At 70.7% G+C, this 25,130-nt stretch carries 24 protein-coding genes; 13 read left to right on the top strand and 11 right to left on the bottom strand.

Translation table 11 applies throughout. The features are described 5' to 3' along the window. Positions 1-71: 71 nt before the first annotated feature. On the bottom strand, positions 72-887 hold the full coding sequence (locus ACIGWZ_RS32295) for an SAM-dependent methyltransferase (protein WP_400070270.1): 816 nt from the start codon (positions 885-887) through the stop codon (positions 72-74). A gap of 325 nt (positions 888-1,212) precedes the next feature. Between ACIGWZ_RS32295 and ACIGWZ_RS32300 the strand changes: the two genes are divergently transcribed. Further along, entirely contained in the window at positions 1,213-1,911 is a 699-nt protein-coding gene (locus tag ACIGWZ_RS32300; RefSeq protein WP_400070271.1) for an ABC transporter ATP-binding protein, read from the top strand. Here the strand turns inward: ACIGWZ_RS32300 and ACIGWZ_RS32305 are convergent. The 4 genes from ACIGWZ_RS32305 to ACIGWZ_RS32320 form a co-directional block, all read right to left on the bottom strand. Next, on the bottom strand, positions 1,884-2,486 hold the full coding sequence (locus ACIGWZ_RS32305; protein WP_400070272.1) for an ABC transporter substrate-binding protein: 603 nt from the start codon (positions 2,484-2,486) through the stop codon (positions 1,884-1,886). The genes ACIGWZ_RS32300 and ACIGWZ_RS32305 overlap by 28 nt on opposite strands. Further along, the gene (locus ACIGWZ_RS32310) at positions 2,486-3,214 is read right to left on the bottom strand and encodes a 2OG-Fe(II) oxygenase (RefSeq protein ID WP_400070273.1); all 729 of its coding nucleotides are present in this window, start codon (positions 3,212-3,214) and stop codon (positions 2,486-2,488) included. Before ACIGWZ_RS32310 ends, ACIGWZ_RS32305 begins: the two co-directional genes overlap by 1 nt. 25 nt (positions 3,215-3,239) lie before the next feature. Next, positions 3,240-3,746: a methylated-DNA--[protein]-cysteine S-methyltransferase gene (locus ACIGWZ_RS32315; RefSeq protein WP_400070274.1), complete on the bottom strand. Its 507-nt coding sequence runs from the start codon at positions 3,744-3,746 to the stop codon at positions 3,240-3,242. Positions 3,747-3,875: 129 nt separating this feature from the next. Next, a complete protein-coding gene (locus ACIGWZ_RS32320) occupies positions 3,876-5,393 on the bottom strand; it encodes a DNA-3-methyladenine glycosylase 2 family protein (protein ID WP_400070275.1) in 1,518 nt (505 codons plus the stop codon). Positions 5,394-5,485: 92 nt separating this feature from the next. On the opposite strand from ACIGWZ_RS32320, the gene ACIGWZ_RS32325 reads away from it, so the two are divergent. Next, on the top strand, positions 5,486-6,382 hold the full coding sequence (locus ACIGWZ_RS32325; RefSeq protein ID WP_400070276.1) for a class I SAM-dependent methyltransferase: 897 nt from the start codon (positions 5,486-5,488) through the stop codon (positions 6,380-6,382). A gap of 6 nt (positions 6,383-6,388) precedes the next feature. Here ACIGWZ_RS32325 and ACIGWZ_RS32330 read toward each other — a convergent pair whose 3' ends face one another. After that, positions 6,389-6,868 carry a DUF6314 family protein gene (locus ACIGWZ_RS32330; protein ID WP_400070277.1) on the bottom strand — a complete coding sequence of 160 codons (480 nt, stop codon included), beginning with the start codon at positions 6,866-6,868 and terminating at the stop codon, positions 6,389-6,391. A 176-nt stretch (positions 6,869-7,044) separates the two neighbouring features. Here ACIGWZ_RS32330 and ACIGWZ_RS32335 point away from each other — a divergent pair, with 176 nt between their 5' ends. The 3 genes from ACIGWZ_RS32335 to ACIGWZ_RS32345 are packed head-to-tail and all read left to right on the top strand — an operon-like array spanning position 7,045 to position 11,699. Then, positions 7,045-8,514 (top strand): aldehyde dehydrogenase family protein, encoded by a 1,470-nt coding sequence (locus tag ACIGWZ_RS32335; protein WP_400070278.1) that lies wholly within the window; start codon positions 7,045-7,047, stop codon positions 8,512-8,514. Further along, positions 8,511-10,097, top strand: coding sequence for an APC family permease (locus ACIGWZ_RS32340; RefSeq protein ID WP_400070279.1), 1,587 nt, complete (start codon positions 8,511-8,513; stop codon positions 10,095-10,097). The genes ACIGWZ_RS32335 and ACIGWZ_RS32340 overlap by 4 nt, the downstream gene beginning before the upstream one ends. 39 nt (positions 10,098-10,136) lie before the next feature. Beyond that, entirely contained in the window at positions 10,137-11,699 is a 1,563-nt protein-coding gene (locus ACIGWZ_RS32345) for a GMC family oxidoreductase (RefSeq protein WP_400070280.1), read from the top strand. A gap of 71 nt (positions 11,700-11,770) precedes the next feature. Here the strand turns inward: ACIGWZ_RS32345 and ACIGWZ_RS32350 are convergent, their stop codons facing one another. After that, a complete protein-coding gene (locus ACIGWZ_RS32350; RefSeq protein ID WP_400070281.1) occupies positions 11,771-12,388 on the bottom strand; it encodes a hypothetical protein in 618 nt (205 codons plus the stop codon). A gap of 304 nt (positions 12,389-12,692) precedes the next feature. Here ACIGWZ_RS32350 and ACIGWZ_RS32355 point away from each other — a divergent pair, with 304 nt between their 5' ends. From ACIGWZ_RS32355 to ACIGWZ_RS32390, 8 genes are all read left to right on the top strand, one after another. Then, positions 12,693-13,664: an alpha/beta hydrolase gene (locus ACIGWZ_RS32355; RefSeq protein WP_400070282.1), complete on the top strand. Its 972-nt coding sequence runs from the start codon at positions 12,693-12,695 to the stop codon at positions 13,662-13,664. Further along, the gene (locus ACIGWZ_RS32360) at positions 13,657-14,820 is read left to right on the top strand and encodes an acyltransferase (RefSeq protein ID WP_400070283.1); all 1,164 of its coding nucleotides are present in this window, start codon (positions 13,657-13,659) and stop codon (positions 14,818-14,820) included. The genes ACIGWZ_RS32355 and ACIGWZ_RS32360 overlap by 8 nt, the downstream gene beginning before the upstream one ends. A 10-nt stretch (positions 14,821-14,830) precedes the next feature. Beyond that, entirely contained in the window at positions 14,831-16,168 is a 1,338-nt protein-coding gene (locus tag ACIGWZ_RS32365; RefSeq protein WP_400070284.1) for a sensor histidine kinase, read from the top strand. Next, the gene (locus ACIGWZ_RS32370; protein ID WP_400070285.1) at positions 16,165-16,863 is read left to right on the top strand and encodes a response regulator; all 699 of its coding nucleotides are present in this window, start codon (positions 16,165-16,167) and stop codon (positions 16,861-16,863) included. The genes ACIGWZ_RS32365 and ACIGWZ_RS32370 overlap by 4 nt, the downstream gene beginning before the upstream one ends. 303 nt (positions 16,864-17,166) lie before the next feature. Next, on the top strand, positions 17,167-18,021 hold the full coding sequence (locus ACIGWZ_RS32375) for an arylamine N-acetyltransferase (RefSeq protein ID WP_400070286.1): 855 nt from the start codon (positions 17,167-17,169) through the stop codon (positions 18,019-18,021). A 633-nt stretch (positions 18,022-18,654) separates the two neighbouring features. After that, positions 18,655-18,918 carry a hypothetical protein gene (locus ACIGWZ_RS32380; RefSeq protein ID WP_400070287.1) on the top strand — a complete coding sequence of 88 codons (264 nt, stop codon included), beginning with the start codon at positions 18,655-18,657 and terminating at the stop codon, positions 18,916-18,918. Positions 18,919-19,192: 274 nt separating this feature from the next. Beyond that, complete coding sequence (locus ACIGWZ_RS32385; protein ID WP_400070289.1) at positions 19,193-19,759, top strand: hypothetical protein; 567 nt, start codon at positions 19,193-19,195, stop codon at positions 19,757-19,759. A gap of 213 nt (positions 19,760-19,972) precedes the next feature. Then, entirely contained in the window at positions 19,973-20,761 is a 789-nt protein-coding gene (locus tag ACIGWZ_RS32390) for an SAM-dependent methyltransferase (protein ID WP_400070470.1), read from the top strand. A 71-nt stretch (positions 20,762-20,832) separates the two neighbouring features. Here ACIGWZ_RS32390 and ACIGWZ_RS32395 read toward each other — a convergent pair whose 3' ends face one another. From ACIGWZ_RS32395 to ACIGWZ_RS32410, 4 genes are all read right to left on the bottom strand, one after another. Continuing rightward, a complete protein-coding gene (locus ACIGWZ_RS32395; protein WP_400070291.1) occupies positions 20,833-21,774 on the bottom strand; it encodes a helix-turn-helix domain-containing protein in 942 nt (313 codons plus the stop codon). Positions 21,775-21,864: 90 nt separating this feature from the next. Next, the gene (locus ACIGWZ_RS32400) at positions 21,865-22,101 is read right to left on the bottom strand and encodes a DUF397 domain-containing protein (RefSeq protein ID WP_400070293.1); all 237 of its coding nucleotides are present in this window, start codon (positions 22,099-22,101) and stop codon (positions 21,865-21,867) included. Positions 22,102-22,428: 327 nt separating this feature from the next. After that, entirely contained in the window at positions 22,429-24,114 is a 1,686-nt protein-coding gene (locus ACIGWZ_RS32405) for an amino acid adenylation domain-containing protein (RefSeq protein ID WP_400070295.1), read from the bottom strand. 79 nt (positions 24,115-24,193) lie between these two features. Continuing rightward, positions 24,194-25,090, bottom strand: a complete 897-nt coding sequence (locus ACIGWZ_RS32410; RefSeq protein WP_400070297.1) for a DUF1963 domain-containing protein — start codon at positions 25,088-25,090, stop codon at positions 24,194-24,196. Between the last annotated feature and the right edge of the window lie 40 nt (positions 25,091-25,130).

The raw sequence follows: 25,130 nt of genomic DNA on the forward strand, positions 1-25,130 counted from the left end.
TAGGACGCGGAGAGGCGGGACCCTTGGCTTTCAGGGTCCCGCCTCTCCGCTGCGCCGGGGTGCGGCGCCCGCTACACCTTGCGGGCCACTCCCCCGAACTCGATCCATTCCTTGGTGAGCTGCTTGGGACCGAGGTCCGCGTCCGGCATCCAGGTGGAGACCTCCACCAGGCCCGGCTCCTGGATCTCCAGCCCGTCCAGGAACGCCGTCAGCTCATGCGCCTGCCGTACCCGGCCCCACTGGCCCTGGGTGCTCTCGTCCATGAACTTCGTGACGAAGTCGCGGGTCGCGGCGTCCTCGCTGACCAGCTGGCACACCACCAGGAAGCTGCCGGGCACCAGCCGGTCGGCGACCCGCTTGATCAGGCCGCCGGGGTCGTCGGAGTCCGGGATGCAGTGGAGCACGGAGACGAACAGCGCGGCCACCGGCTGGTCGAAGTCGATCAGTCGCTTGACCTCGGGGCTGTTGAAAATGCCGTCGGTATCGCGCATGTCCGCCTGGATGACGGCGGTGTTGGCGTTCTCCTCCAGCAGCGCGCGACCGTGCGCCAGCACGATGGGGTCGTTGTCGACGTACACCACCCGGGACTCCGGGTCGATTTGCTGCGCGACCTGGTGGACGTTGTCCTGGGTCGGCAGGCCTGAGCCGTGGTCCACGAACTGGCGGATGCCGTGTTCGCGGGCCAGCCAGCGGACCACGCGCTGCAGAAAGCGCCGGTTGTTGATCGCCAGCACCTGCGTGCTCGGCACGACCTTGCTCAGTTCGTCGCACGCCTCGCGGTCGACGGCGTAGTTGTCCTTGCCGCCGAGGTAGTAGTCGTACATCCGCGCCACGCTCGGGATACTGGCATCGACGGCGCTGGACTGCGGTTGCGTTTCTTGGCTCATTCCACACTTTCCCGTCGCTTCGACAGTCACCGGCCATACCGCATCGACGCGCCGGTCCGTATCGGAACGACTACGCCGTGCGGCGACCAACATACCTACGGGACGGCAGTTGTTGCAGGCAACAGGTGTGCGAATAAAGGACGTTCAGCTGCCGTTTCGCGCCATGGCCGGGGGCGTCGTGGCCGGTCCCCGCCGTCGCTTTCGGGCCGGTTTCTCATGGCCCTCTCATCGCGCGCTTATCGCCCGGTCACCCCGCCTCCCTATCGTCGCCGGGGACCGTCGCCCCGCCGCGTACCCCGGCCGGCGGACCGTAGGAGAGTGCAGCGTGTACCACCTGACCGGCGTGACCAAGTGCTATCGAAGCGGCGGGGGCGTGGTGCGGGCGCTGGACGGGATCGGGCTCTGTGTCGAGGACGGTGGCGCGCTGGTCGTCCAAGGGGCGGCGGGATCGGGCAAGTCGACGCTGCTGCGGATCCTGGGCGGGCTGGAGCGGCCCACCCGGGGCAGCGTCGAACTCGACGGCACGGACCTGGCGACCCTGACGGAGTGCCGGCTCGCGCGCATCCGGACGGAGTCCATCGGTACGGTGCCCAGCGGCGGCGGCCTCACGCCCGGCTTCACCGCGCGGCAGAACGTGGCGGGCGCCCTGCTCCCCCTGCGGCTGCGGCCCGCCGACCGCTGGGAGCTGGCGGGCGAGGCCTTGCGCGAGGTCGGCATGGACAAGCAACTGGACGTAGCGGCCGAGGAGTTGGCTGCCGGGGCGCGGCAGCGGGTGGCGCTGGCTCGGGCGCTGGTGAAGCGGCCCACCGTACTGCTCGCGGATCGGCCGACGGCCGGACTGGATGCGGCAGCGCGGGCGGAGATCGCGGAGTTGTTCGTACGGGTATGGGGCGAGCGGCGGCTGACCTGCGTGGTGGCCACCGAGGACGCGGCGCTCGTGGGGCGGGCGCCGCGGCTGGCGACCCTGTCCGAGGGGAGGGTGGCGGCGATGGCCCGCTACCCGTCCGCCGCCGCGGGCGGATAGGAGGTGACCCAGCGGTGGCTCACCTCCCAGGTGCCGCCGCCGGCGGTCGCGCCGCGCAGGCCGTGGAGCGTGTCGGGGCCGGTCAGGGCGGGCAGCCGGGAGTCCTGGAGAGCGGCGAAGGCGACGGTGCGGGCCGGGTCCCAGTCGGTGCTGTGCCGCAGGCGGCGGGCGAGCTGGGCGAAGCCGATCGGGGCGGCGGCGATGACCCAGGCGTCCGGCTGTTCGGCGGTCAGCCGCTTGGCCGGGCGCAGCCAGGAGGCGGCGGACTCGGGCCAGTCGACGGCGGCGAGGACCGTGCCGCCGCGGGCCTGCCAGGCGGCGGTGAAGGCGTCGGCGGCGGCACGGGAGGCGGCATCGCGGCTGTGGCCGATCGTGACGGTCTCGATCCGGGCCTTGGGGCGGGCCAACAGGCCGATGATGGCGGCGAGTTCGGCGGTGGTGTGCGGGGCGGGCCGGGGCAGGTCACCGTACTCGGCGAGGGACTCGGCCAGGTCGGCGGCGCCGATGAGCGGCGAAGCGGGCGCGTATATCAGGCCGTCGCCGGCCGGCCCGTCGTCCGGTGCGTGGATGCTCATCAGGCGGCGTCGTGGAAGACCAGCCCGAGGGCGTGCCGGCGGCCGGAGCGGACGGTGCTCACGCCGTGTCGCATGGCGCCCGCCGACCAGCCGCGCTTGGTGGCCACCGGGCGGTCGCGGGTGGTGAAGATCAGGCCGTGGCCCTGCTGGAGCACCTGGGTGGTGCCGCGTGACTGCGCCCGCGGGCGCTGTTCGACGAGCAGGAACTCGCCGCCGGTGTAGTCGGTGCCGTGCTCGTCCAGGCCGATGACGACCTGGAGCGGGAAGAGCATGTCGCCGAAGACGTCGCGGTGCAGGGCGTTCCAGTCGCCGGCCTCGTAGCGCAGCAGGATCTGCGCGGAGCGGTCCTGGCCCGCTTCGTGGCATCTGTCGAGCCATTCCTCCAGGGTGTCCGGCCAGGGCGCGGGGCGGCCGAGCCGGGCGGCCCAGTCGCGGGCGATGGTGAGCAGATGCGGGTAGAACGCGGCGCGCAGGGCGGCGACCGGCTCCGGAAGCTCGTGGTGGAAGTAGCGGTACTGGCCGGAGCCGAAGCGGTAGCGGGCCATGTCGATGGTGGTGCGGAACAGCTCCTCCTTCTCGTAGAGCGCGGCGATGTCGGCGCACTGTGCGGGGGTGAGGAGCTGCGGGGTGAGCGCGCCGCCGTAGGCGTCCAGCTCACCGGCCAGGGCATCCCAGTCGGCGGCGGCGATCCGACGCTCGGCCTGAGCGGTGGCGTTCTTGGTGGTCATATGGGGTCTCCGGGAGGGGGTGCGGTCAGGCCGCCGGGGTGACGCCTTCGAGCTGGAGCAGCTGCTGCTTGCGCTCGAGTCCGCCGGCGTAGCCGGTGAGCGAGCCGTTGGCGCCGATCACGCGGTGGCAGGGGCGTACGACCAGCAGCGGGTTGCGCCCGATGGCCGTGCCGACCGCGCGCACCGCCGCCCGCGAGGCGCCGATCTGCGCGGCGATCTCGCCGTAGCTGAAGGTCTTGCCGTAGGGGATGTCGTCCAGGGCGGTCCAGACCCGCCGCTGGAAGTCGGAGCCGCCGGTGACGTACTCGATGTCGAAGCGGGTGCGCTTCCCCGCGAAGTAGGCGGTGAGCTGGGCGGCGATCTCCGCGAAGGCGGGCGTGTCCTCGGTCCAGCCGTCCTGGACTGTGGCGCCGCCCTTCTGGCCGGGCAGGGAGAGCGAGGCGAGCGCCGTGCCGCCGGTGGCCGTGTCGGACTTCTCGCCGACCAGCAGCAGTTCACCCAGCGGGCTGTCGATGGTGGTGTAGACCGTCATCGGTCCGTTCCTTCCTCTTGTCGATGTGCTCGACTGTTGGTGTGCTCGACGCAATTCCGCGTCCGTACGTCTCATCCTGGTGCGTCGCCCGGTGCATTGCTGGCGGATTTCGGACGTCGCATTTCCGCTTCAGGCGGTGCGCGCCGAGGACGTGCCGTTCGGGGCCGCGGCGTTCCAGAAGTGGTGCATGGCGTACGAGCGCCAGGGGCGCCAGGCGTCGGCATCGGCCATCCGCGCACCGGAGTGACGCATCCCGGCGAGCACCGCGACATCGCCCTCCAGCAGCACGTCCGGGTCGCCGAGGGCGCGCATCCGGATGTACCCGGCCGTCCAGGGACCGATGCCGCGGAGGTTCAGCAGCTCCTTCTCGGCCTGGTCGCGGTCGGCCCCGGCATCCAGCGGCACGGTGCCGTCGGCGAGCGCGGCGGCGAGGGTGCGCAGGGTCGCGCGGCGGGAGTCGGGCATCCCCAGCTCCGTCAGGGCGGCCCCGGCGAGGTCCGCGCAGGCGGGGAAGAGATGCGTGAGGCCGCCGCTGGACTCGGTGAGGGGTTCGCCGTAGGCGGCGACGGCGGCGTTGCCGAGCTTGCGGCCGGCCGGCACCGACACCTGCTGGCCGAGCACGGCGCGTACGGCGAGCTCATGGCCGTCGCAGGTGCCCGGCGAGCGCAGCCCGCGGCGCTGCGCCACGAGCGTGCCGAGCAGTGGGTCCTGGCTGAGGTGGTCGGCGACCGCGTACGGGTCGGCGTCCAGGTCCAGGAGGCGGCGCATCCGCTGGGTGGCGGTGGTCAGATCGCGCAGTTCGCTCAGGTGCAGCCGGCATTCCAGCCAGCCGCCGCCGGTCTCGGGGAGCGGCGCGCCGCCGCCCGGCCGCTCGTCGACCTCGGCGATGCCGGTGCCGTTGGGCAGCCGCAGGGTACGGCGGTAGGTGCGGGTGCCGCGCTCGCCGAGCATCTCCTCGACGCCGGTCAGCGCGCGGCGTTCGAGGTAGTCGAAGACCTCGGCGGCGGCGTAGGGCCCGCGGAAGGCGAGGCGCAGCGGTATGCCGCCGGCGCCGGCCTGCTGGGCCACGGGCCCGAACCGCGCGGCCTTGCCGGGCCGGGCGGCGCGCAGCGCAGTGGGCGTGAGGGCGTAGATCTCCCGGATGGTGTCGTTGAACTGCCGCACGCTGGCGAATCCGGCGGCGAAGGCGATCTCGGCGATCGGAAGGGGGGTGGTCTGGAGCAGTATCCGCGCGGTGTGGGAGCGCTGGGCGCGGGCCAAGGCCACCGGGCCGGCGCCGAGTTCGGCGTTCAGCTGGCGCTGGACCTGGCGGGCGCTGTAGCCGAGCCGCTGGGCGAGTCCGGCCACTCCCTCGCGGTCGACGACGCCGTCGCCGATCAGCCGCATGGCGCGGCCGACCATATCGGCCCGTACGTTCCATTCGGCGGAGCCGGGCACCGCGTCCGGACGGCAGCGGCGGCAGGCCCGGAAGCCGGAGCCCTGCGCCGCGGCCGCGGTCGGGAAGAAGCGGACGTTCTTCTGCTTGGGGGTGGTGGCCGGGCAGCTCGGCCGGCAGTAGATCCCGGTCGTGGCGACCGCGAAGAAGAAGTCGCCGTCGAACCGCGCGTCGCGGCTGCACACCGCCTCGTACTTGCTGCCATCGCTCATCACCCTCCCACTGTGCGGCAGGCGACGAAGCGGTGCTGGCGGAAATCGGACGCGGCGTTCGGATGGTGTTCGCACGTGGGTAGGAGGGGTGGATGACCACAGAGCAGAGCGAGCCGACGCACGGAACGGCGTCGGCGGCGGGCGGCGCGCCGCCGACCGTGGCGGAGATGGTGCTGGCCAACCGGGCGAACTGGGACGCGCGCACGCCGGTCCATGTGGCCAGCGCGTTCTACGGCCTGGACGGTTCGCGGACCGCGGAGGACTGGTTCGCACCGTTCGAGTGGGCGGATCTCGGCGATCTGGCGGGGCGGGATGTCCTGCATCTGCAGTGTCACCTGGGCACCGAGACGGCCGCCTTCGCGGAGCGGGGCGCCGCGCACACCGTCGGCCTGGACTTCTCCGCCGCATCCGTCGCGGCCGCCCGCGACCTCGCGCAGCGGGCGGGCCGGGACGTGGAGTTCATCGAGTCGGACGTCCACGACGCCGTGCGGGCGGTCGGCGACCGCCGCTTCGACGTGGTCTACACCGGCAAAGGAGCCCTGTGCTACCTGCCGGACCTGACCCCCTGGGCGGAAACCGTCCGCTCGCTGCTGCGGCCGGGCGGAACGTTCTACCTCGTGGAGTTCCACCCGCTGCTCAACGCCCTCGGCCCGACGCCCGGCCCCGACGGGCAGCACCTCCTGCTCCGTCACGACTACTTGGCGGGCCGCGGCCCGCTCCGCAGCGATACCGCGCACACCTACACCGACGGCCCGCCCGTACACGGCGCGACGACCAGCTATGAGTGGCGGCACGGCCTCGGCGAGGTCGTCTCCGCGGTCGTCGCCGCCGGTCTGACGGTCGAGCTGGTACGGGAGACGGAGCTGCTGCCCTGGAAACGGTTCGAGGCGATGGTGCCGGCCGAGAACGGCTGGTGGCGGCTGCCGGAGTCGGAGCCGATCGTGCCGTTGCTGTTCGCCGTACGGGCAGTGAGGCCGTACGGACAGTGAAGCGCCCTAGGCGTCCCGGCGCCGGTAGACCGACCGCAGCAGCTGGGTCTTCGCCGGGCCGCCGACGCGCCACTCCAGATGCCATTCGTCGGCCGCGACGACGGTGAAGATCCCCTCGTAGCGGTCCTGTGCGCAGGGATGTACGGCGGTCCAGCGGCCGGTCCGCAGGTCCAGGTCGTGGAAGGGGCGGCCGTCGGCGAAGGAGATCGCGGCGGTGCCGTCCGGCAGCGGGGTCAGGCGCAGCGTCCGGTGGGCCTGGTGCACGGCACCGCCCCAGGTCAGCTCGCCCTCCTCGATGTGCAGGAGTCCGGCTCCGGCCGCGTCGGGCCGGAAGTGGGCCGTCCCGCGGAACCTGCCCTCGACATCGGACCGCAGGTCGTACACGGAGCGGTCGATGCGCCAGCCGCCCGCCAGATAGGTCGCGGCATCGGGGACCGGGTACCGGGCGGGGCCGATGCGGCGGCGCTGATGTTCCTGGGCAGGCATACCTCGATTGTCCCGCCTCGGCCGCCGGCCACACGCCCCCGGCCCCGCGTACCGTGCGGACCCGCCCCGGCCGTCCTACCCTCGGTACAGAGATCATCACGTACGGATACATCGCGCAGGGCCAGATCACGCAGGGATACGTCACGCAAGGATCGTCACCGACCGGAGGCACGACCATGCCGGAGCTGTTCATCGGCGGTCAGTGGACCGCAGCGGCCGACGGGCAGGTGCGGGAGATCCGCTGCCCGGCGGACGGCAAGCTGGTCGCGACCGTCGACGAAGGCGGGCCGAAGGACGCCGCCGCGGCCATCGGCGCCGCCCGGTTGGCCTTCGACGACGGGCCCTGGCCGCGGACGCCGGCGGCCGAGCGGGGCCGGCTGGTGCTCCGCGTCGCCGAGCTGCTGGAGCGCGACAAGGACGCGCTGGCCAGGGCGGAGTCCCTGGACACCGGCAAGCGGCTGGTGGAGAGCGCGTACGACATGGACGACATCGCCAACTGCTTCCGCTACTTCGGCAACCTGGGCGCGGCCGGCGGCACGGACCGGGTCGTCGACACGGGCGCGGCGGAGACGGACAGCACCGTGCGGCACGAGCCGGTCGGGGTCTGCGCGCTGATCACCCCGTGGAACTATCCCCTCCTTCAGACGGCCTGGAAGGTCGCTCCGGCGCTGGTCACCGGCAATACGTTCGTCCTGAAGCCGAGTGAGCTGACCCCTCACACCGCCATTCATCTGATGCGGCTGCTGACCGAGGCGGGGCTGCCGCCCGGCGCCGCCAATCTGGTCCTGGGCACCGGTCCGCTGGTCGGCGCGCCGCTGACGGAGGACCCGCGGGTGGACATGGTGTCGTTCACCGGCGGGCTGGTCACCGGCCGCCGCATCATGGCCGCGGCCGCGCCCACCGTGAAGAAGATCGCCCTGGAGCTGGGCGGCAAGAATCCGAACATCGTCTTCGCCGACGCCGATTTCGACGCCGCCGTCGATTACGCGCTGATGGCGGTCTTTCTGCACTCCGGGCAGGTGTGTTCGGCGGGCGCCCGGCTGCTCGTCCAGGACGATCTGCATGATGCGTTCGTCGACGAGCTGGTCTCCCGCGCCCAGCGGATCCGGCTCGGCGGACCGTTCGACGAGGCTGCCCGCACCGGCCCGCTGATCTCCGCCGCGCACCGCGCGAAGGTGGCGGCGTATGTGGCGGCGGGGCTGGACGAGGGCGCCGTCCTGCTGTGCGGCGGGTCCGCACCGGACGACCCGGCGCTGGCGGACGGCTTCTACTACCTGCCGACGGTGCTGGACGAATGCACCCCGGACATGTCCGTCATCCGCGATGAATCGTTCGGCCCGGTGCTGACCGTGGAGCGGTTCCGGGACGAGGACGAGGCGGTCTCGCTCGCCAATGACACCGTGTACGGCCTGGCCGGGGCGGTGTGGACGCAGAACAGCGAGCGTGCCCACCGGGTGGCGGCCCGGCTGCGCGCCGGAACCGTCTGGATCAATGACTTCCATCCGTATGTGCCGCAGGCCGAGTGGGGCGGGATGAAGCAGTCCGGTGTGGGGCGGGAGCTGGGGCCGGCGGGGTTGTCCGAGTATCAGGAGGCCAAGCACGTGTGGCGTAATACGGCGCCGCGTCCGCAGAGGTGGTTCGAGTGACCGGACCCGGCGCAGAGTCCGGTCCCGGCCGCGAGTCGGTGCGGCCCGGCACCGATGCCGACGGTGCGCACGACGACGACTCGCTCACCGAACTCGGATACAAGCCCGAACTCAAGCGCACCCTGGGCAACTTCCACACCTTCGCCGCCGGCATCAGCTATATCTCCATCCTCACCGGCACCTTCCAGCTCTTCTACTTCGGCATCAGCCACGGCGGTCCCGCGTACTGGTGGTCGTGGCCGATGGTCTTCGTCGGCCAGCTGATGGTGGCGCTGTGTTTCTGTGAGCTCGCCGCCCGCTACCCGGTGGCGGGCTCGATCTACAACTGGGCGAAGCAGCTGGGCGGTCCCCATGTCGGCTGGCTGGGCGGCTGGATGATGCTGACGGCCAGCATGGTCTCGCTGTCCGCCGTGGCGCTGGCCTATCAGGTGACGCTGCCGCAGATCTCGTCGTGGTTCCAGTTCATCGGCGACGGCACCGGCAAGACCGATGCGGCGGCCAATGCCGTACTGCTCGGCACCGTACTGGTCGCCTTCACCACCCTGGTCAACGCCTTCGGTGTGAAGCTGATGGCCCGGATCAACTCCGCCGGTGTGGCGATCGAGCTGATCGCCGCCATCGTGCTGATCATTCTGCTCGCCGCCCACATCACCCGCGCTCCCAGCGATGCGCTGACCGAGACCTTCGGCCTGGGCGCCGACCAGGAGTGGGGCTACTTCGGCGCGTTCCTGACCGCTTCTCTGGCCTCGGCGTATGTGATGTACGGCTTCGATACGGCCTCATCGCTCGGCGAGGAGTCCAAGGACCCGGGCCGCAATGCGCCCCGGGCGATCCTGCGCGCCCTGGTGGCGTCGTTCTTCATCGGCGGGCTGATCCTGCTCTTCGCGCTGCTGGCCGTGCCCGATCTGCATTCCAAGGAGCTGGCGGTGGACGGGCTGCAGTTCGTGGTGCTGTCCACGCTGGGCTCGACCATCGGGCAGATCGTGCTGTGGTGTGTGGTCATCGCCATCACGGTCTGCGAGCTGGCGGTGCACACCGCCAGCATCCGGCTGGCGTATGCGATGGCCCGGGACAACAATCTGCCCGCCGCCGCGCGGCTCGCCAAGGTCAGCCCGCGCTTCCAGACGCCGGTGCTGCCGGCCGTCATCATCGGTCTGGTTGCGGTCGGCATCCTCCTGATCAACGTCAACCAGCCGCAGATCTTCTCGGTGATCACCAGCATCGCGATCATCATGATCTATCTGGCGTATCTGCTGGTCACCCTGCCGATGCTGATCCAGCGGCTGCGCGGCAGATGGAAGCCGGCGGAGGGAAAGTTCTCGCTGGGGAAGTTCGGCCTGCCGGTGAACGTCTGTGCCGTTCTGTGGGGCGCCGCCATGTCCCTCAACCTCGCCTGGCCGCGCGCCGCGGTCTACAACGCCACCGGCCCGCAGCACTGGTACCTGCGCTGGGGCGCCTTCCTGTTCATCGGCGTCGTGGCGCTCGGCGGCTTCGCCTACTACTGGTTCGTCCAGCGCAAGCGCACCGGCGTCCTGGCCAGCCACGCCGCCGACGCGCCCGGTCCCACCACCCCCAACCCCTGATCCTTCCTGATCCTTCGACCCCGATCTGGAGACGGCGCCATGCCCCAACAGGCCCAGGTGGACGAATTCGACTACGTCGTGGTCGGCGGCGGTACGGCCGGCGCGGTCGTGGCGGCCCGGCTCAGCGAGGACCCGGACGTCAGCGTCTGCGTACTGGAGGCGGGACCGTCCGATGTCGACGACCCCAACGTCCTCCGGCTGGAGCAGTGGATGGCGCTGCTCGAATCGGGCTACGACTGGGACTATCCCGTCGAACCGCAGGAGAACGGCAACAGCTTCATGCGCCACGCCCGCGCCAAGGTGCTGGGCGGCTGCTCGTCCCACAACTCCTGCATCGCGTTCTGGGCACCCGCCGAGGATCTCGACGAATGGGCCGCGCTGGGCTGTACGGGCTGGAGCGCGGCCGACTGCTTCCCGCTCTACCAGCGTCTGGAGAGCAATGACGCGCCCGGCGATCACCACGGCCGCAACGGCCCGGTGACGCTGCGGACCGTCCCGCCCCGGGACCCGTGCGGCGTCGCGCTGCTGGAGGCCTGCGCGGCGGCCGGCCTCCCCACCACCCCGTTCAACACCGGCGAAACCGTCGTCCGCGGCGCGCACTGGTTCCAGATCAACTGTCGCCCCGACGGCACCCGCTCCTCCGCCTCGGTCTCCTACCTCCACCCCGTCATGGGCCATCGCCGCAACCTCGACGTCCGTACCGGCATCCAGGCCAAGCGCCTCGTCTTCGACCCCACCCTGCGCTGCACCGGCGTCGACTACCTCTCCCCCGACCTGATCCACACCCGTACCGTCGCCGCGCGGCGCGAAGTTGTCGTCTCCTGCGGTGCCATCGACACCCCGAAGCTGCTGATGCTCTCGGGCATCGGGCCCGCCGCCCACCTCCGCGCCACCGGCATCGACCCGCTCGTCGATTCGCCCGGCGTCGGGAGCGGCCTCCAGGACCACCCCGAGGGCGTGATCATGTGGGAGGCCAAGCAGCCCATGGTCACCACCTCGACCCAGTGGTGGGAGATCGGCATCTTCACCGCCACCGAGCCCGGCCTCGACCGCCCCGACCTGATGTTCCACTACGGTTCGGTGCCCTTCGACATGAACACCTACCGCCGCGGCTACCCCACCTCCGAGAACGCGTTCTGCCTCACCCCGAACGTCACCCATGCCCGCTCCCGCGGCACCGTACGGCTGCGCACCCGCGACTTCCGCGACAAGCCGAAGGTCGACCCGCGCTATTTCACCGAGGAACACGACGTACGCGTCATGACCTATGGCCTGCGCCTCGCCCGCGAGATCATCTCGCAGTCCCCCATGGCGAGTTGGGCGGGCACCGAACTCGCCCCGGGCGCCGCGGCCCGCTCCGATGCCGACCTCCTCGACTACATCCGCACCACCCACAACACCGTCTACCACCCCGCCTGTACGGTCCAGATGGGCGCCGCCAACGACCCGGCCGCGCCGCTCGACCCGCAGCTGCGCGTCAAGGGCGTCACGGGGCTACGCGTGGCCGACGGTTCGGTGATGCCGCTCCTGACGACGGTGAATCCCTGCATCACGACGATGATGATCGGGGAGAAGTGCGCGGACCTGATCCGCGGGGCCTGAGCTCGGGGACGGTGCGCCGGTTGCGCCGCCGCACCGCCGGTGACGCACGACCGGCGCCGGGCCCGCCGTCGTCAGCCCTTCATCGTCCGCCCGGCGGCGGCGAATATCGCCTCCAGCGCCGCCTCCCAGGCATGCGGAAAGCCTTCCACGTACATCACCTGGGACAGCCCCGGGCCCACCGCCACGTCCGGCACGGAGACGCGGATCCCGCGCCCGTCCACGGCGACGATGTGCGTCACCCAGGAGTCGCCGCTCGCGTCGACGTCGACGTCGACGTCATCGGGCCGGATCCCCAACCCCCGCCGGATGAGTTCGTCCGTCAGCAGGCCCACGTTCGACCAGATCGTGCGTCGGGCCGCGTCGAACGAGGCGAGCTCCGCCACGAGGTCGGCCCAGGCGTAGGGAATGTCGTTGTGCAGCGGTGCCCATCGGCCGTCCGCGGCCGCTTCCTTCACCAGCGCGAGAGGGACGCCCGGCATCACGAGATCCCCCTCGTACCCCTGCGGGCACTCGAAGGGGAAGTGGAAACTTCCGGGCTGTGAGCCGTCCGCATATCCGTCGTCGAGAAAAGCGGAGGGTTCCTCGCATCCGCGTTCGGCGAGCTCGGACAGCAAGGCCACCACATTGGCCCGCGCATGCTCCTCGGTCCTGATGTCGTCGGCGAGCATTTCCTCGATGCTTTCGGTCATGCCGCAATCATCCCCCGGCCCACTGACAACGGGCCGGGGCCCCGGCTCCGCACCGGCGGGACACCCGACGCCCGGCCGGGTACGCCCGACGCCCGGCTGACCACTCGTCGCCGGACGCGCGACCTCGCCTACGCGCGACCTCGTACGCGAGTTCCGGCAGGGAAGCCCCTACCCCCTACCCGTAGTACTCCAGGACTACTCGGCAAGTGCACACTCCGGTGGGACGCCGACCACACGACGCCGTCCATACCGTCCGTACCGCAGGAACGAAAGACATCCCGTACGGACGGAAGGACCATCCGCCATGGCGTCCCGCCAGCGCAGCAGTCGCCTGCGCCGCACCCTGCTCGCCGCGCTCGTCGCCGCTTCGGTGGCCGTGCCGGTGTCGGGTGCGGCCCGCCCCGCGGCCGTCCCGGCGCCCGTTCCGGCCTCCCTCGGCCCGCTGCGGGCCACCAGCCCCGCCGCCCTGGACGCCCGTTACGCCGCCACCCGCGCCGGCATCCGGGCGGCCGAGCAGATGGCCGCCGGCCACGGCGACCACCGGCGGGCCGCGGCGCTGCACACCATGGCGGCTCCGACACGCCACTTCCTCACCTTCGACGGCCGCGACGGCGGGCGCACCGCCGAGGTGTTCGGCGACCTCTCGGGCGCCGAGCGGATCGCCGTTCTGGTGCCGGGCTCGGACACCAACCTCGATACCTACGAGCGCTTCCGGGCCGGCGCGGTGGCGCTCCGGAACGAGATGAGCGGGCGGTCCGCCGTCATCGCCTGGCTCGGCTACCCGACGCCGGGCACGGTGAGCCCCGAGGCGCTGACACCGGGCCTGGCCGACGACGCGGCCCCTCAACTCCGTTCCTTCATCGGCGAGTTGAACGTCGCGCTGCCCACCGCCGGAATCTCCCTCCTGTGCCATTCCTACGGTTCCGTGGTCTGCGGCCGGGCCGCCGAGGGCCTGCGGGCCGCGGACATCGTCCTGTACGGCAGCCCCGGCATCGGCGCCGACAGCGTCCGGGCGCTGGGCACCCGTGCGACCGTTTGGGCGGGCCGGGGCGGCCGCGACTGGATCGCCCACGTACCCCACGCCAGCATCCAACTCCCCTTCTTCACCCTGGGATTCGGCACGGATCCGACGGCGAAGGAATTCGGTGCCCGCACCTTCGACGCGGGCGACACCGACCACAGCCACTACCTCGCCCCCGGCTCCACCGCCCTGAAGAACATCGCCCGTATCGCCTCCGGAACGGCATCGCCGACCGTCGGAGGCCGTCATGCGTGAGTTCGTCCGGCGGATCGACGCCGCGACCCCGCCCGGCCGCGACCGCGCCGTCGACGCCCTGCGCGCATGGGCCATCCTCGGCGTGGTGCTCGGCCACTGGCTGGTGACCGCCCTGATCTCCGACAGCGGCACGGTGCACGGCGCCAGCCCGCTCCAGGACATGCCCCAACTGGCCCCGGTTACCTGGGTGTTCCAAACCCTGGCCGTGTTCTTCCTGGTGGGCGGGCAGATGGCCGCGAAGAGCTACGCGGCGGCCCGCGCCCGGGGTACGGCGTACCGGCGATGGCTCGGCACCCGGCTGAACCGGCTGTTCCGGCCGGTCGCCGCCGTACTGGTGGTGTGGACCGTGGCGGCGGGCGCGATGCTCGCCTCCGGGGTGGGCCTCGAGAGCCTGTACACCCTCCTCAAACTGGTGCTGTCCCCCCTCTGGTTCCTGCTGGTCTTCGCCGCGCTGACGGCCGCAACCCCGCTCGCCCGGGCCGTGCATCCCCTCTGGCCACTCGCCGTCGTCCTGCACGTCGACCTCCTCCGCTTCGGCCTCGGCGGCCCGGCCTGGCTCGGCTGGATCAATCTGGCGGCGGGCTGGCTGGTGCCGTACTGCCTGGGCGCGGCCTGGGCGCGGGGCACGCTGGGAGGCCGTACCACCGGATGGGTACTGCTGCTCGGCGGCGCGGCGGCCACCGCCCTTCTGGTCCTGTTCGCCGGCTATCCCGCGTCGATGGTCGGAGTGCCCGGCGCCCAGATCTCCAACCTCAACCCGCCGACCCTGGCCGCCGTCACCTTCGGCCTGACCCAGTGCGGCGCGGCCCTGCTGCTCCTGGGCCCACTCCGCCGGATCCTGCAACGCCCCGCCATCTGGGCGGCGGTGGCCCTGGCGAACCTCTCCGCCATGACCATCTTCCTCTGGCACCAGACCTCGATGATGGCCGTGACAGCACTCGGGCTGCTCGCCGGCCACCCGCTGCCCGGCCTGCACACCGTCCCCGACGGTCCGGTCTGGCTGCTCGCCCGGCTGGCGTGGCTGCCGGTGTTCGCCACGGCGCTGCTGATCTGCTGGGCCGCGTTCCATACGTACGAACAGCGGCGGCCGCGGACGACGAGCCGGGTCGTACGCGAGGGGCATCCCGCGCGTACGGCGGAGGTGCGGCGTGTCTAGGCTGACCGCCATGGAACGGGGGGACAGGGCGACGCGGCTTGCGCGGGCGCTGCGAGCGGTGCCGGGCAATCTGCGCGAGGACCTGTGGACGAACGCGACCGGCGATCCCTCGCCGCGCACGGCCCGGCGCCCGCGCTGGCTGGACTGGCGACCGGCGATCGTGGTGCCGCTGCTGATACCCACGGCGTTCCTGCTCGTCATCCATACGAACGACTACACCGTCCGCCTCGGGATGAGCCTCCCGTTCAGCATGCTGCTCGCCACGATCGGTGCGGCGGCGCTCGTGGCCGCGTTGTTCCGGCCGGTACCGGCCTGGTGGGCAACGATGCTGGTCACGGTCGTGGTCACAGCGGCGACGCCGACGCCCCCGTCCGTCCCCACGCTCTTCCCCTGGACCGGCAGCGGACTCGCCCTCCAGGCCGGGGTGCTGTTCCTGCTGGCGCTGCGAGTCCGCCCCCGGATCGCGTTCGAAGCACTCGTGATCACCGTGCTGTTGGGGCTGTTCTGCGGCGCGGTCATCTCCGGTGTCCCCCAGGACCCGCTCGTCCCCGTCGCCGTCCTCGCGCTCTCGGTCCTCGTCGGGGCCCTGCTCCGCGGTCGGCAGGTGGCCCGTACGGAGCTGGTCGCGCAGGAGGAACTCACCGCCGAGGAACGGGCCCGGCGCACCCTCCTCGAGGAGCGCAACCGGATCGCCCGCGAGCTGCACGATGTGGTCGCCCACCACATGTCGGTCATCTCCATCCAGGCGCAGGTGGCCCCCCACCTGGCCGACAACCCCTCGGACGAGCTCAAGGAGAACCTCACCGGGATCCGGCAGAACGCGGTCGACGCGCTGACCGAACTCCGCCGCGTCCTCGGCGTCCTGCGCTCCGAGGACGCCCTTCCGGAGAGCGCGCGGCACGCCCCGCAACCCACCCTCGGCCAGTTGGAAGAGCTGGTCGCCAACGTCCGCGCGGCCGGTCTCACGGTGACCACCGAGACCACCGGAGACCCGGTCCCCCTCGCCCCGGGGATCGAACTGTCCGCCTTCCGCATCGTCCAAGAGGCCCTCAGCAACGCCATACGCCACGCACCCGGAGCGCAGGTACGGGTGGAAATCGGCCACCGCGCCACCAGCCTCACGGTCCGCGTCACCAATACCGCCCCGGACCGCCCGGCCCCGCCCTCCCCGGGCGCCGGCCACGGCCTGCTCGGCATGCGCGAACGCGCCGCCATGCTGGGCGGTGAACTGGCCACCGGCCCCACCCCGGAGGGCGGTTACGAGGTGACCGCCGCGCTTCCCACCCGGCCCTCCGCCGCACCCCTCGCCCCCTCCTTCCCCGCCGATCCGGTTGAGGACACCCGATGACGACCGCCCCTCCCATCCGCGTGCTGATCGCCGACGACCAGATGATGGTCCGGCAGGGCTTCACGGTGCTGCTCAACGCCGAACCCGGTATCCAGGTCGTCGGCCAGGCCGTGGACGGCAACGACGCCGTCGCCAAGGTCGCCGAACTCGGCCCCGACGTCGTCCTGATGGACATCCGCATGCCCGAGCTGGGCGGCATCGAGGCCACCCGCCGCATCACCGGGCCCGTCGGCTCCACCGGCGCCGCCGGCACCACCGTCAAGGTCCTCGTCCTGACCACCTTCGACCTCGACGAGTATGTCTACGAGGCGCTCCGCGCCGGAGCCTCCGGTTTCCTCCTCAAAGACGCCTCGGCCGCCGAACTGGCCCATGCGGTACGGGTGGTGGCGGCGGGCGACGCCCTCCTCGCCCCCAACATCACCAGACGCCTCATCACCGAGTTCTCCCGGCTGTCCGGCTCGCCCCGCACCCCGCTCAAGGACCGCGTCGCCCACCTGACGGAACGCGAGACCGAGGTGCTGTCCCTGATCGCCCAGGGCCTGTCGAACGCCGAGATCGCGGAACGCCTGGTGGTGGCCGAACAGACCGTGAAGACCCATGTGAGCCGCATCCTGGTCAAGCTGGGGCTGCGCGACCGCACCCAGGCCGCGGTCTTCGCCTATGAAACGGGTGTGGTGCGGCCGGTGGGGTACTGAGCCGGCGGCGGGCCGGAATTCCACCAGTTGCCCGAAGAGCAGCTGCCGCGCCTCGTGCGGCGTCGGCATGAGCGCCCCCTGCGGCCGCCATCCCCCCGGTGCGTTCCGCCGCCCCGACCGCCTCGGGCGATCAGAGCCGGGCGCGCCTTCGGGCCCCGGGTTGCGGGCTACGGGCTACGGCTTAGGACCGAAGTCCGAGGACCAATGGCCGAGGGCCGGGACGGAATAGCGCCGCGGAAGAGATCGCTCCAAACGTCGTACGTATTTCGACAATTGACGTGATGACGCGAGGAGACCTTCCGCATGTGGCACGGCGACGCACTCGACCTCGACGCCTATCTGGCGCACCTCGGATATGAGGGGGACCGCTCCCCCTCCCTTGCGACGCTGCGTGCGCTGCACCGGGCGCATGCACTCTCCGTGCGCTGGGAAAATCTGGAGGCGGTGCTGCGCAAGTACCGCCCGCTCGACCTCGCCTCGCTCCAGGCCAAGCTGATCGGCAACCCGCGCGGCGGGACCTGCTACGAGCACGTCACCCTCTACGCGGCGGCCCTGGAGCGCCTCGGCTTCCGGTTCTTCGTGGTCCAGGGGCGGGTGCAGATGGGCGAGACCAAGGTCAGGGCCGAGTCGCACGCCATGGTGGTCGTGGAGCTGGAAGGAAGCCGCTGGCTGAGCGACATAGGGTTCGGGGCCGGTCCGCTGGAGCCCATCGAGTTGACCGAGGCGACGGATGCGGCGGACGGCGTATGGGCGTACCGGCTGCGGCGGCAGGAAGTCACCCCCGGCGTCGACGGCTGGGCCCTCTACCAGCCCACGCGGGAAGGCACCGGCCAGGTCGACAACACCGGCGACGGCTGGATGATCCGGTACACCTTCACGCTCAACCCGCAGTACCCCGTCGACCTCCGGGTGTCGAACCACTTCGGTGCCAGCAGCCCGCACTCGCCCTTCAGCGACCGCGTCTTCGTGCAGCGCGTGCATGCGGACCGGCTGCACCTCCTGGACAACCGTCTGCTCACCACCGTCAGGCCGGGGGTGCCGGGACCGCCGGAGACCCGTGAGCTGGAACCGAACGAGGTGCCGAAGGTGCTGGCCGACGTCTTCGGCATCGAGCTGTCGCCGGAGGATGTCGAGCTGTTGCTCCCCAAGCTGGTCTGAACGGGTCCGGGCCCGCCGACCGCCCGTTCACCCTCGCATGCCGGCCGTCCCCGGCCGCGCTTCGGAGTAGCCGCTGGGCGTTCGGCCGGGCGGGGACGGTGCATCATCCGGGATGACGACCGGAAGGCGAAGACAGAGCATGTGGGCCCGGCTTCAGCCGCTGTCACCAGCGGCCGGGAAGCCGGGCCGATCGCCGTCGTGGACACCTCGGCAGCCGATCGACGGCATACGGCACCGGGACCCTTTACGGCCCCCTCCCCCGGCACCAGCCGGTGCATTTGCACACGTGCCGGAGATCCGCGGCGTGAAACTAGTCCTTTCGAGTGACGGCAGCGGGGCCATTCCTTGGACGGCATGCAACGCCGCGGCACCCATCTCGCCTCAGAATTATCGCCATTGAACGACCTTGATCGAAGTGACGCAACAGTGGGCCATTAAATATGGCTAGTTGCACGTCAACACCTCACCTCACGGAACAAGATCATTCCGTTTTCACGGGGCTTGTGCTGGTGGCGGGAAGGAGGGGCCACTGGTTACGTTGCGAGTCCGGACAGCAAGAAGGGCTTCGAGTGGTTGGTCGCCTGACTCGAAGCCCTTTACGCGTCCGTTCAACCAACCTTGAAGGAGACCGAGTTGACCGAACACGCACACCGGAAGCGGACTCGTCGGCTTCCGGCGTTTTCCGACCCTAGCATTCCGCTTTATGCCCTGGCGCAAACGGCCGTGGTGAGCATTTTTGCCTTCACCGTGCGATGGGTTTCCGTGCTGCTCACCGCGATTGCGGCCACCGTCGCATGGCGGGGCTTCGCGCTGCCGGCGGAGGTCTTCCTGGCGGTGCCGCCCATGGCGTGGCTGGACCGGTCCGGAATCACGTATCTGCGGATCCGGCGCATGTAACACCGTCACTGCTGTCGGCGCACCGCGGTGCGCCGACAGCAGTGCCCCGCTCGCGGCCGCCGGCCCCTCTCCGCGCCATGCGCGGACAACACCTCCAGGCCCGGGACCACAGGGAACGATGAGCGTACGAAGGGGTACCTCGTTCACCGCTGTTGGACGCCGCCGGGCCATCGACCGGATGGGCAAACGTGTAGTCAGGTTTCGGCCATCGTGAAAAGAACTCCGGTGGGCCTTACGGACCGCACACGGGCCCGCCTCCCCGAGGGAGCTCTTGATGCTGCCCGAGAGCAGTGAGAACCCCGCCGTCCGCGCATCACGGCCCCAAGATCCGGGCCCCACCCTTGCGGCGCCGCCCGTCAGCGGCCTGGCCACGCCGAGCCGCCTTGCGGCGAGCCGGGCACCGGACGCCCGGCCCTTGGCCGACATGCCGCTCTCCTACACCGCGTTCTGCACCCTTCGACGGGACGTTTACATCCGCTACGCCTCGGCCCGAGCGGGATGCCGCAGAGTAGGCCAGGAGCTGGTCCAAGCCGCCCTGAGGGACCTGGCGACGGTGTGGTTGCAGGCTTTGCAGAGCGCTTCGCCCGCCGCCGTCTCGTGGGGGCTGCTCGCCCATCGGACCGCCGCCGGGACGCGGGACCAGGGCGGCGGCGGGCTCCATCGGATCCTGCCCAGGCGTCAGGCCGATGCCCTGGTCCTGCGTTATCGCCTGGGCCTGTCGATGGATCAAGCGGCAGATCTCATGGGGATCGGCGACAGGGAAATGGCGGGAGTCCTGCGGTCGGCAATGCGGCGCATGGCGCATCCGGCACCCTTTCCCCTGTCATATGCGCGCACATAAACCAGGAGCAATGCCTGCGCCAGTGCGCTTGTCCGCGTGTTTCCCTGGCCCAAAGCAGTCGACGCACCTCACGACAGGTGACGGTGAGTAGTCGGGAGGCTGGCCCATGCGAGAGCCTCAGCCCTAGCATGGGCCACTTACTCCACCAGGGAACCTGCGCCTTCCACAGGGAAATGCGGCGCGGAAATACGACGCGGGGAGAACCACATTTCCATCGACGTCAGCGAACCCAGCGTAGCTAGAATGTACGATTATCTGCTCGGCGGGACGGACAATTACGCCTCCGATCGGGAGGCGTGCGCGGAACTCCTCCGGATCGCGCCGAGCACACGGGAACTCGCGCTGAACAACAGGGCGTTCCTCATTCGTTCGGTGCGCTATCTCGCGGCCGAGTGCGGGATTCGGCAATTCATCGACCACGGCTCCGGCCTGCCCACCCACCCCAACGTCCACCAGGTCGCGCAGGAAGTCGACGCGGCGGCGCGGGTCGTCTACGTCGACAACGACCCCATCGTCCTCGCCCACGGCCGCATGATGCTCGAGGAAAACCTCACCACGACCTCCGTCATAGAGGCGGATATGCGGAACACCGCCGCCATCTTCGCGAGCGAGGAAGTGGGCCGGCTCATCCGACCCGACGAACCGGTCGCGGCGCTGTTCGTGTCCGTGCTGCACTGCATTCCCGACAGCAGTGATCCCTGGCGGCTCATCCGGGATGTGGCGGACCGCCTGCCGGCCGGCAGTTATCTGGTGATTTCCCAACTCGCCAGCGACGACCCGACGTTGCGGGAGAGGGCCACCGACTTCATGCTCGAGACGACCGGTGGCGCATGGGGGCGGGTCCGTTCCTTCGACGAGGTGGACCGCTATTTCGACGGACTGAAGCTGGAGAAGGCCGACAATCCCGTGGAAGTGTCGCAGTGGTACCCGGACACCGACCTGTCTCCGCGGCAGGCCAGCCACGAATGGATCGAGTACGGCGGCGTGGCCCGCATCCCGTGAGTGCGTGCCCCGTGAGTGCGCGCCTCGTGAGTGCGTCCCCCTTGAGTCCGTACGCCTTGGGTCCGTATGCCTCAGTCGGTGTCGGCGAGCCGGTCGATGTACTGCTGGAGCAGTTCCAGGGTCTGCTTCTTGCCGACGGCCAGCGTCCACAGGTCGTCGAGGGCCGCCCGGTGCGCCTCCATCTCATCGACGTCGTTGATGTACGTGACGCCTTGGACCGTCGCCTCCACGTAGACCATGTCGCCTCCGTGTGCCGGCGGGTGTTTCAGCAGGGTGATGGAAGACGTCGGGGCGGCGGCGTGTTCGGCGGCGGCGAACGGGAGAATGCGGATACTGATCCGCTCCTTGTTCTCCGCGAGGTTGTACAGCTGGCGGAGCTGTCCACGCATGACGGCTCTGCCACCCGTCGGCTTGTTCAGGATGCTCTCGTCCAGCAGCGCGTAATAGTGGGGAGCGTCAGGCTGATCGAGCAAATGCTGACGCCGGAGACGTACCGCCAGCCTTCGTCCGATGCGCCGTTCGCTCTCCCTGACGGCGCGCTCATTGGCCGGCTTCCGAAAGGGCGCCTTCATCACCGCACGCGCGTAGTCCGCGGTCTGCAGCAGCCCCGGGACGAAGAATCCCTGGTAGGTGCGGATTTCTTCCGCCGAGGTCTCCATGCTGAACAGACGGTCCAAGCAACCGGGCACGACATCACGGAACCCGGCCCACCACTGCTTGGCCTGGGACTGGCGTACCAGTTCGCAGAGGTCCGCCAGCTCACCGGCATCCGTGATTCCGTAGAACTTGAGGAGGGCGACGACGGCCTCTTCCTGGAAGGGCGTCTTCGCGGTCTCATATCGGCTCAGCGTGGACACGGATCCGATAACACCGGCGGCCACCACATCCGTCATGCGGTGTCCGCGGTCTTCCCGCAGCTGCCGCAGGTGGTTGCCAAGCACCATTCCTGCGGCAGCCGGTGGATGAGCCGGCCCTTCGCCGCCGTCCGCAACAACGCCCAGGACCCCGTCCATCACTCTTGCTCCTCTTATGCCAGCGAATCACTACACAGCATCGCAGCATGAGGAGACAGGGTGGGCACAACCACCCTTGTATGACGAATTTCAGACAGCGAGGCCGTCGAACTCGCCCTTCCGCGCGCCGTCGAGAAAAGCAGCCACCTCCGAACGCGTGAACACCAGGGCCGGACCATCCGGGAATCGGGAGTTCCGAACGGCCACCTCGCCGTCATCCAGCCGTGCAATTTCAACGCAGTCGTGGTACGGGTCGCTCGCCTTTGCCTTCACCCATGTGACGGCCTCGATTGCGCTCGCCGACACGCCATTTCCGTACTCCGCCATGTGCATCCGCCCTTTCGTTCCCGACCGGCGCCAGTGGCCGTAGCGCCGGCCATCCGTACACGGAACCCGCTGAACCCGGCACGCGCTTGCACGCATTCGTGAAATTGCACGGGGTCATGGGGTGTCGTCGATCCTAGCCCCGTGACCAGGGCTTTACCGTCCCTCGAAAGAGCGTTCTTGCAGCATGAAAATAAGTGCAGCGCCATTCGAATGCATGTCGCCCGAGGTCCGTGGACCGTACCGCCCAGAATGGCCGGAGTGGTTGCGGTAGCGCGGGGTGGCTGACAACGGCTCACACCATGGTGGGCCTTGACTGCCACCTTGAGGTCATGCGCCGTCCGCAGGAGTTGCCGTTCCCGTCGGCTCCAGGGGTTGCGGACCGGCGGCCCGGTCGTCCAGCCAGCGGCGCAGCGCGTTGCGGTCCACCTTGCCGTTCGCGTTCACCGGCATGGTCGCGACGGCGTGCACCGACGTGGGCACCATGTACGGCGGCAGGCTCGCCGCAGACGCCGCGGCCACCGCGGCCGGATCCGCCACCCCGGACATCACGGCGGTGATCGTCCCCGGGTCCGGCCACATCAGGCACACGGCCTCCACCGCTCCGGACCGGCGCAGGACCGCTTCGATCTCACCCAGTTCGATCCGGTAACCGTCGACCTTGACCTGCTGGTCGTTGCGACCGATGCAGACCAACTGGCCGTGGTGCAGCCGCACCAGGTCCCCCGTGCGGTAGTACGTCCTGCCCTCGCGTGCGAAGAAGCGCTCGGCGGTCGGCCCGGGCGCCCGCCAGTAGCCGGGCGTGGTCTGGGGGCCGGCCACGCACAGTTCGCCGGTGGCCCCGTCCGCGACCGGAGCCAGGCCCTCGTCCACGATCAGCGTATGGAGGCCGGGGTACGGCTGCCCGATCGGCACGTTGTCGTGCACGCACTGCGCCGGACTCGTCCGCGGGTCCCAGCGGTGGACCGTGCAGGCGATGGTCAGCTCGGTCGGGCCGTACAGGTTCTCCACGGTCGATCCGGGCGCGGCCGCCTGCCAGGCCTCGGCGGAGGCCCTGGGCAGCGCCTCGCCGCAGAACAGGCTCCAGCGCAGGGTGGGCATCGACCCGGGCGTGAGCACGCCCCGCCGGCGCAGCGCCGCGGCGACCGAGGGCACCGAGAACCAGACGGTGATCCCATTGCGCTCCAGGTAGGAAAAGGGCGCCAGCACCTCAGCGGGGTCCAGCACGCAGACCCGCGCCCCGTTCTCCCAGGCCATGAAGAGGTCGAAGACCGACAGGTCGAAGGTCTGGTCGCCGATCTGCGTGAGCCGGTCGTCGGGTGTCAGCCGATAGCGGTCCTGGTTCGTGTCGAGAAAGGACCGGACGTTGGAGTGGGTGACCGGGACTCCCTTGGGCTCACCGGTGCTGCCCGAGGTGAAGAGCAGATACGCCGGGTCGTCGTGGCCGACGTCGGGCAGCCGCTTCAGCGGGGCGGCAGCCGCGACATCGGCCGCGTCCAGGACCGGGCCGGCGCCAGGATCCGGGACGCCGACGAGACCGGGGACGTCGGCGCGCAGGCTGTCGGGCAGCAGCACGGCCGGCCGCCGCGGCAGGCCTCGCAGCAGGTCGGGCAGTTGGGGCAGCGACGCCTCGTCGACGATCAGCGCGTCGACCTCGGACTGCTCCAGCATGGTCCGGGTCCGCCGCAGGGGGAGCTCCCGGTTGAGCGGGACGAAGGCCGCTCCGGCGAACAGCGCGGCGGCCACCCCCAGATACGCGGCCTCGCTGCGAGAGGCCAGCACACCGACCCGCCGCGGCCGGGGCCCGGCTGCCTCGACGAGCAGCGCCGCCCACCGCCGGGCGGTGTGCGCGACCTCCTGGTAGGTGTACTCGCGCCGCCCGATGGTCAGCGCAATGTGGTCGGGCAGGGCCTGCGCATGGTGCAGGAGTCCGGCGCCCAGGCGTCGCACGACGTGGCGGCGGCCTCCGGGGGCCGGGGGGTGTACCACGATGCGGGGCCACGGTGCGTCGCTCATGCCTCCACCCTGCCGACCGCGGGCGCCCGGCGCCTGTTGGCGGGCTGCGGTCGGGGGACGCCGCCGGCCGCGCCATGCCTTACGAGCAGTCGGAGTGGTAGGCGTAGGGCCGGTCGGGGCATCGCCGGCAGTCGAAGAGGTAGATGCCGCCCATGTCGCCGAGCATCAGCTGGGGCGGGCACTGGATCCGGGTGCGTGACTCGTACGGAAGGTCGAGGACGGTGCCGACGGCGGGTGTGTCCTCCAGGGGCAGCCAGGTTCGCCAGCTCTCGCCGTCGAACTCCGCGCTGTTCACCGTGAGCAAGTGGTCCATGCGCCGACCGCAGTTCGGGCAGTCGGGCCAGAACGGTTCCTGGGTCCACGTGGGGTATCCGCCGACCTTGACTCCGTCGGCCACCGACAGATGCGACCAGTAGGACCAGCCGGTCTCCTCCTCAAGGCGTTCGAATCGCTCCTCCAGTGCTTCGGCGAGCTCCTCGGGCAGATCCCAGTTCGGGTACTCGGTGACCCGCTCCGGATGCAGTACGCACGGGTCGGGGAGGTAGTCGTCGGCGGCGCCGGCCGGCCGGGGCGGCTCGGCGGGTTCCTCGTCGCACGCGGCGCTGTCCCGCCAGTAGAGCTCCGGACGCGGGACGTAGCCGTGCTCGTGGTCGAAGGGGCACCACAGCATCTGCAGGACGTCCGTGCCGGCGGGGAAGGGCAGCTCGGGCACGTCGGCCGAGAACAGCTGAAGCACGGGCACGAGGGGCAGGGCGCCGCCCGTCTCGGGCGGGGCGAAGGCCGTGCGCGGGTGATCGTCGTCGCAGTGCGGCCAGGGCGTTGCCTGCGGCCACAGCAGCGGCCCGCCCAACGAGCTGTCCCGCACCCCCGGCTGCCCGGCCCGCGGATGCAACCGGACGGCGTCCTTGCGATAGGCGGCGACTTCGGGGAACAACACCTCCACGTCGACGGGACGCGGCGGGGTCGTACGAGCCATGGCGGGAACTCCTGACGGACCGGGAGGCGCAGCGGCCGAT

The organism is Streptomyces sp. NPDC053427, from assembly GCF_044544985.1.
In the GTDB taxonomy this organism is placed as follows: Bacteria; Actinomycetota; Actinomycetes; order Streptomycetales; family Streptomycetaceae; genus Streptomyces.

What these genes read in the sequence shown, in the direction of transcription:
- ACIGWZ_RS32375 (WP_400070286.1), top strand. Translation starts at nt 17,167, where the DNA reads ATGTGGCACGGCGACGCACTCGACCTCGACGCCTATCTGGCGCACCTC.
- ACIGWZ_RS32320 (WP_400070275.1), bottom strand. Translation starts at nt 5,393, where the DNA reads ATGAGCGATGGCAGCAAGTACGAGGCGGTGTGCAGCCGCGACGCGCGG.
- ACIGWZ_RS32355 (WP_400070282.1), top strand. Translation starts at nt 12,693, where the DNA reads ATGGCGTCCCGCCAGCGCAGCAGTCGCCTGCGCCGCACCCTGCTCGCC.
- ACIGWZ_RS32325 (WP_400070276.1), top strand. Translation starts at nt 5,486, where the DNA reads ATGACCACAGAGCAGAGCGAGCCGACGCACGGAACGGCGTCGGCGGCG.
- ACIGWZ_RS32400 (WP_400070293.1), bottom strand. Translation starts at nt 22,101, where the DNA reads ATGGCGGAGTACGGAAATGGCGTGTCGGCGAGCGCAATCGAGGCCGTC.
- ACIGWZ_RS32345 (WP_400070280.1), top strand. Translation starts at nt 10,137, where the DNA reads ATGCCCCAACAGGCCCAGGTGGACGAATTCGACTACGTCGTGGTCGGC.
- ACIGWZ_RS32410 (WP_400070297.1), bottom strand. Translation starts at nt 25,090, where the DNA reads ATGGCTCGTACGACCCCGCCGCGTCCCGTCGACGTGGAGGTGTTGTTC.
- ACIGWZ_RS32370 (WP_400070285.1), top strand. Translation starts at nt 16,165, where the DNA reads ATGACGACCGCCCCTCCCATCCGCGTGCTGATCGCCGACGACCAGATG.
- ACIGWZ_RS32365 (WP_400070284.1), top strand. Translation starts at nt 14,831, where the DNA reads ATGGAACGGGGGGACAGGGCGACGCGGCTTGCGCGGGCGCTGCGAGCG.
- ACIGWZ_RS32335 (WP_400070278.1), top strand. Translation starts at nt 7,045, where the DNA reads ATGCCGGAGCTGTTCATCGGCGGTCAGTGGACCGCAGCGGCCGACGGG.
- ACIGWZ_RS32385 (WP_400070289.1), top strand. Translation starts at nt 19,193, where the DNA reads ATGCTGCCCGAGAGCAGTGAGAACCCCGCCGTCCGCGCATCACGGCCC.
- ACIGWZ_RS32305 (WP_400070272.1), bottom strand. Translation starts at nt 2,486, where the DNA reads ATGAGCATCCACGCACCGGACGACGGGCCGGCCGGCGACGGCCTGATA.
- ACIGWZ_RS32350 (WP_400070281.1), bottom strand. Translation starts at nt 12,388, where the DNA reads ATGACCGAAAGCATCGAGGAAATGCTCGCCGACGACATCAGGACCGAG.
- ACIGWZ_RS32330 (WP_400070277.1), bottom strand. Translation starts at nt 6,868, where the DNA reads ATGCCTGCCCAGGAACATCAGCGCCGCCGCATCGGCCCCGCCCGGTAC.
- ACIGWZ_RS32395 (WP_400070291.1), bottom strand. Translation starts at nt 21,774, where the DNA reads ATGGACGGGGTCCTGGGCGTTGTTGCGGACGGCGGCGAAGGGCCGGCT.
- ACIGWZ_RS32295 (WP_400070270.1), bottom strand. Translation starts at nt 887, where the DNA reads ATGAGCCAAGAAACGCAACCGCAGTCCAGCGCCGTCGATGCCAGTATC.
- ACIGWZ_RS32405 (WP_400070295.1), bottom strand. Translation starts at nt 24,114, where the DNA reads ATGAGCGACGCACCGTGGCCCCGCATCGTGGTACACCCCCCGGCCCCC.
- ACIGWZ_RS32360 (WP_400070283.1), top strand. Translation starts at nt 13,657, where the DNA reads ATGCGTGAGTTCGTCCGGCGGATCGACGCCGCGACCCCGCCCGGCCGC.
- ACIGWZ_RS32315 (WP_400070274.1), bottom strand. Translation starts at nt 3,746, where the DNA reads ATGACGGTCTACACCACCATCGACAGCCCGCTGGGTGAACTGCTGCTG.
- ACIGWZ_RS32310 (WP_400070273.1), bottom strand. Translation starts at nt 3,214, where the DNA reads ATGACCACCAAGAACGCCACCGCTCAGGCCGAGCGTCGGATCGCCGCC.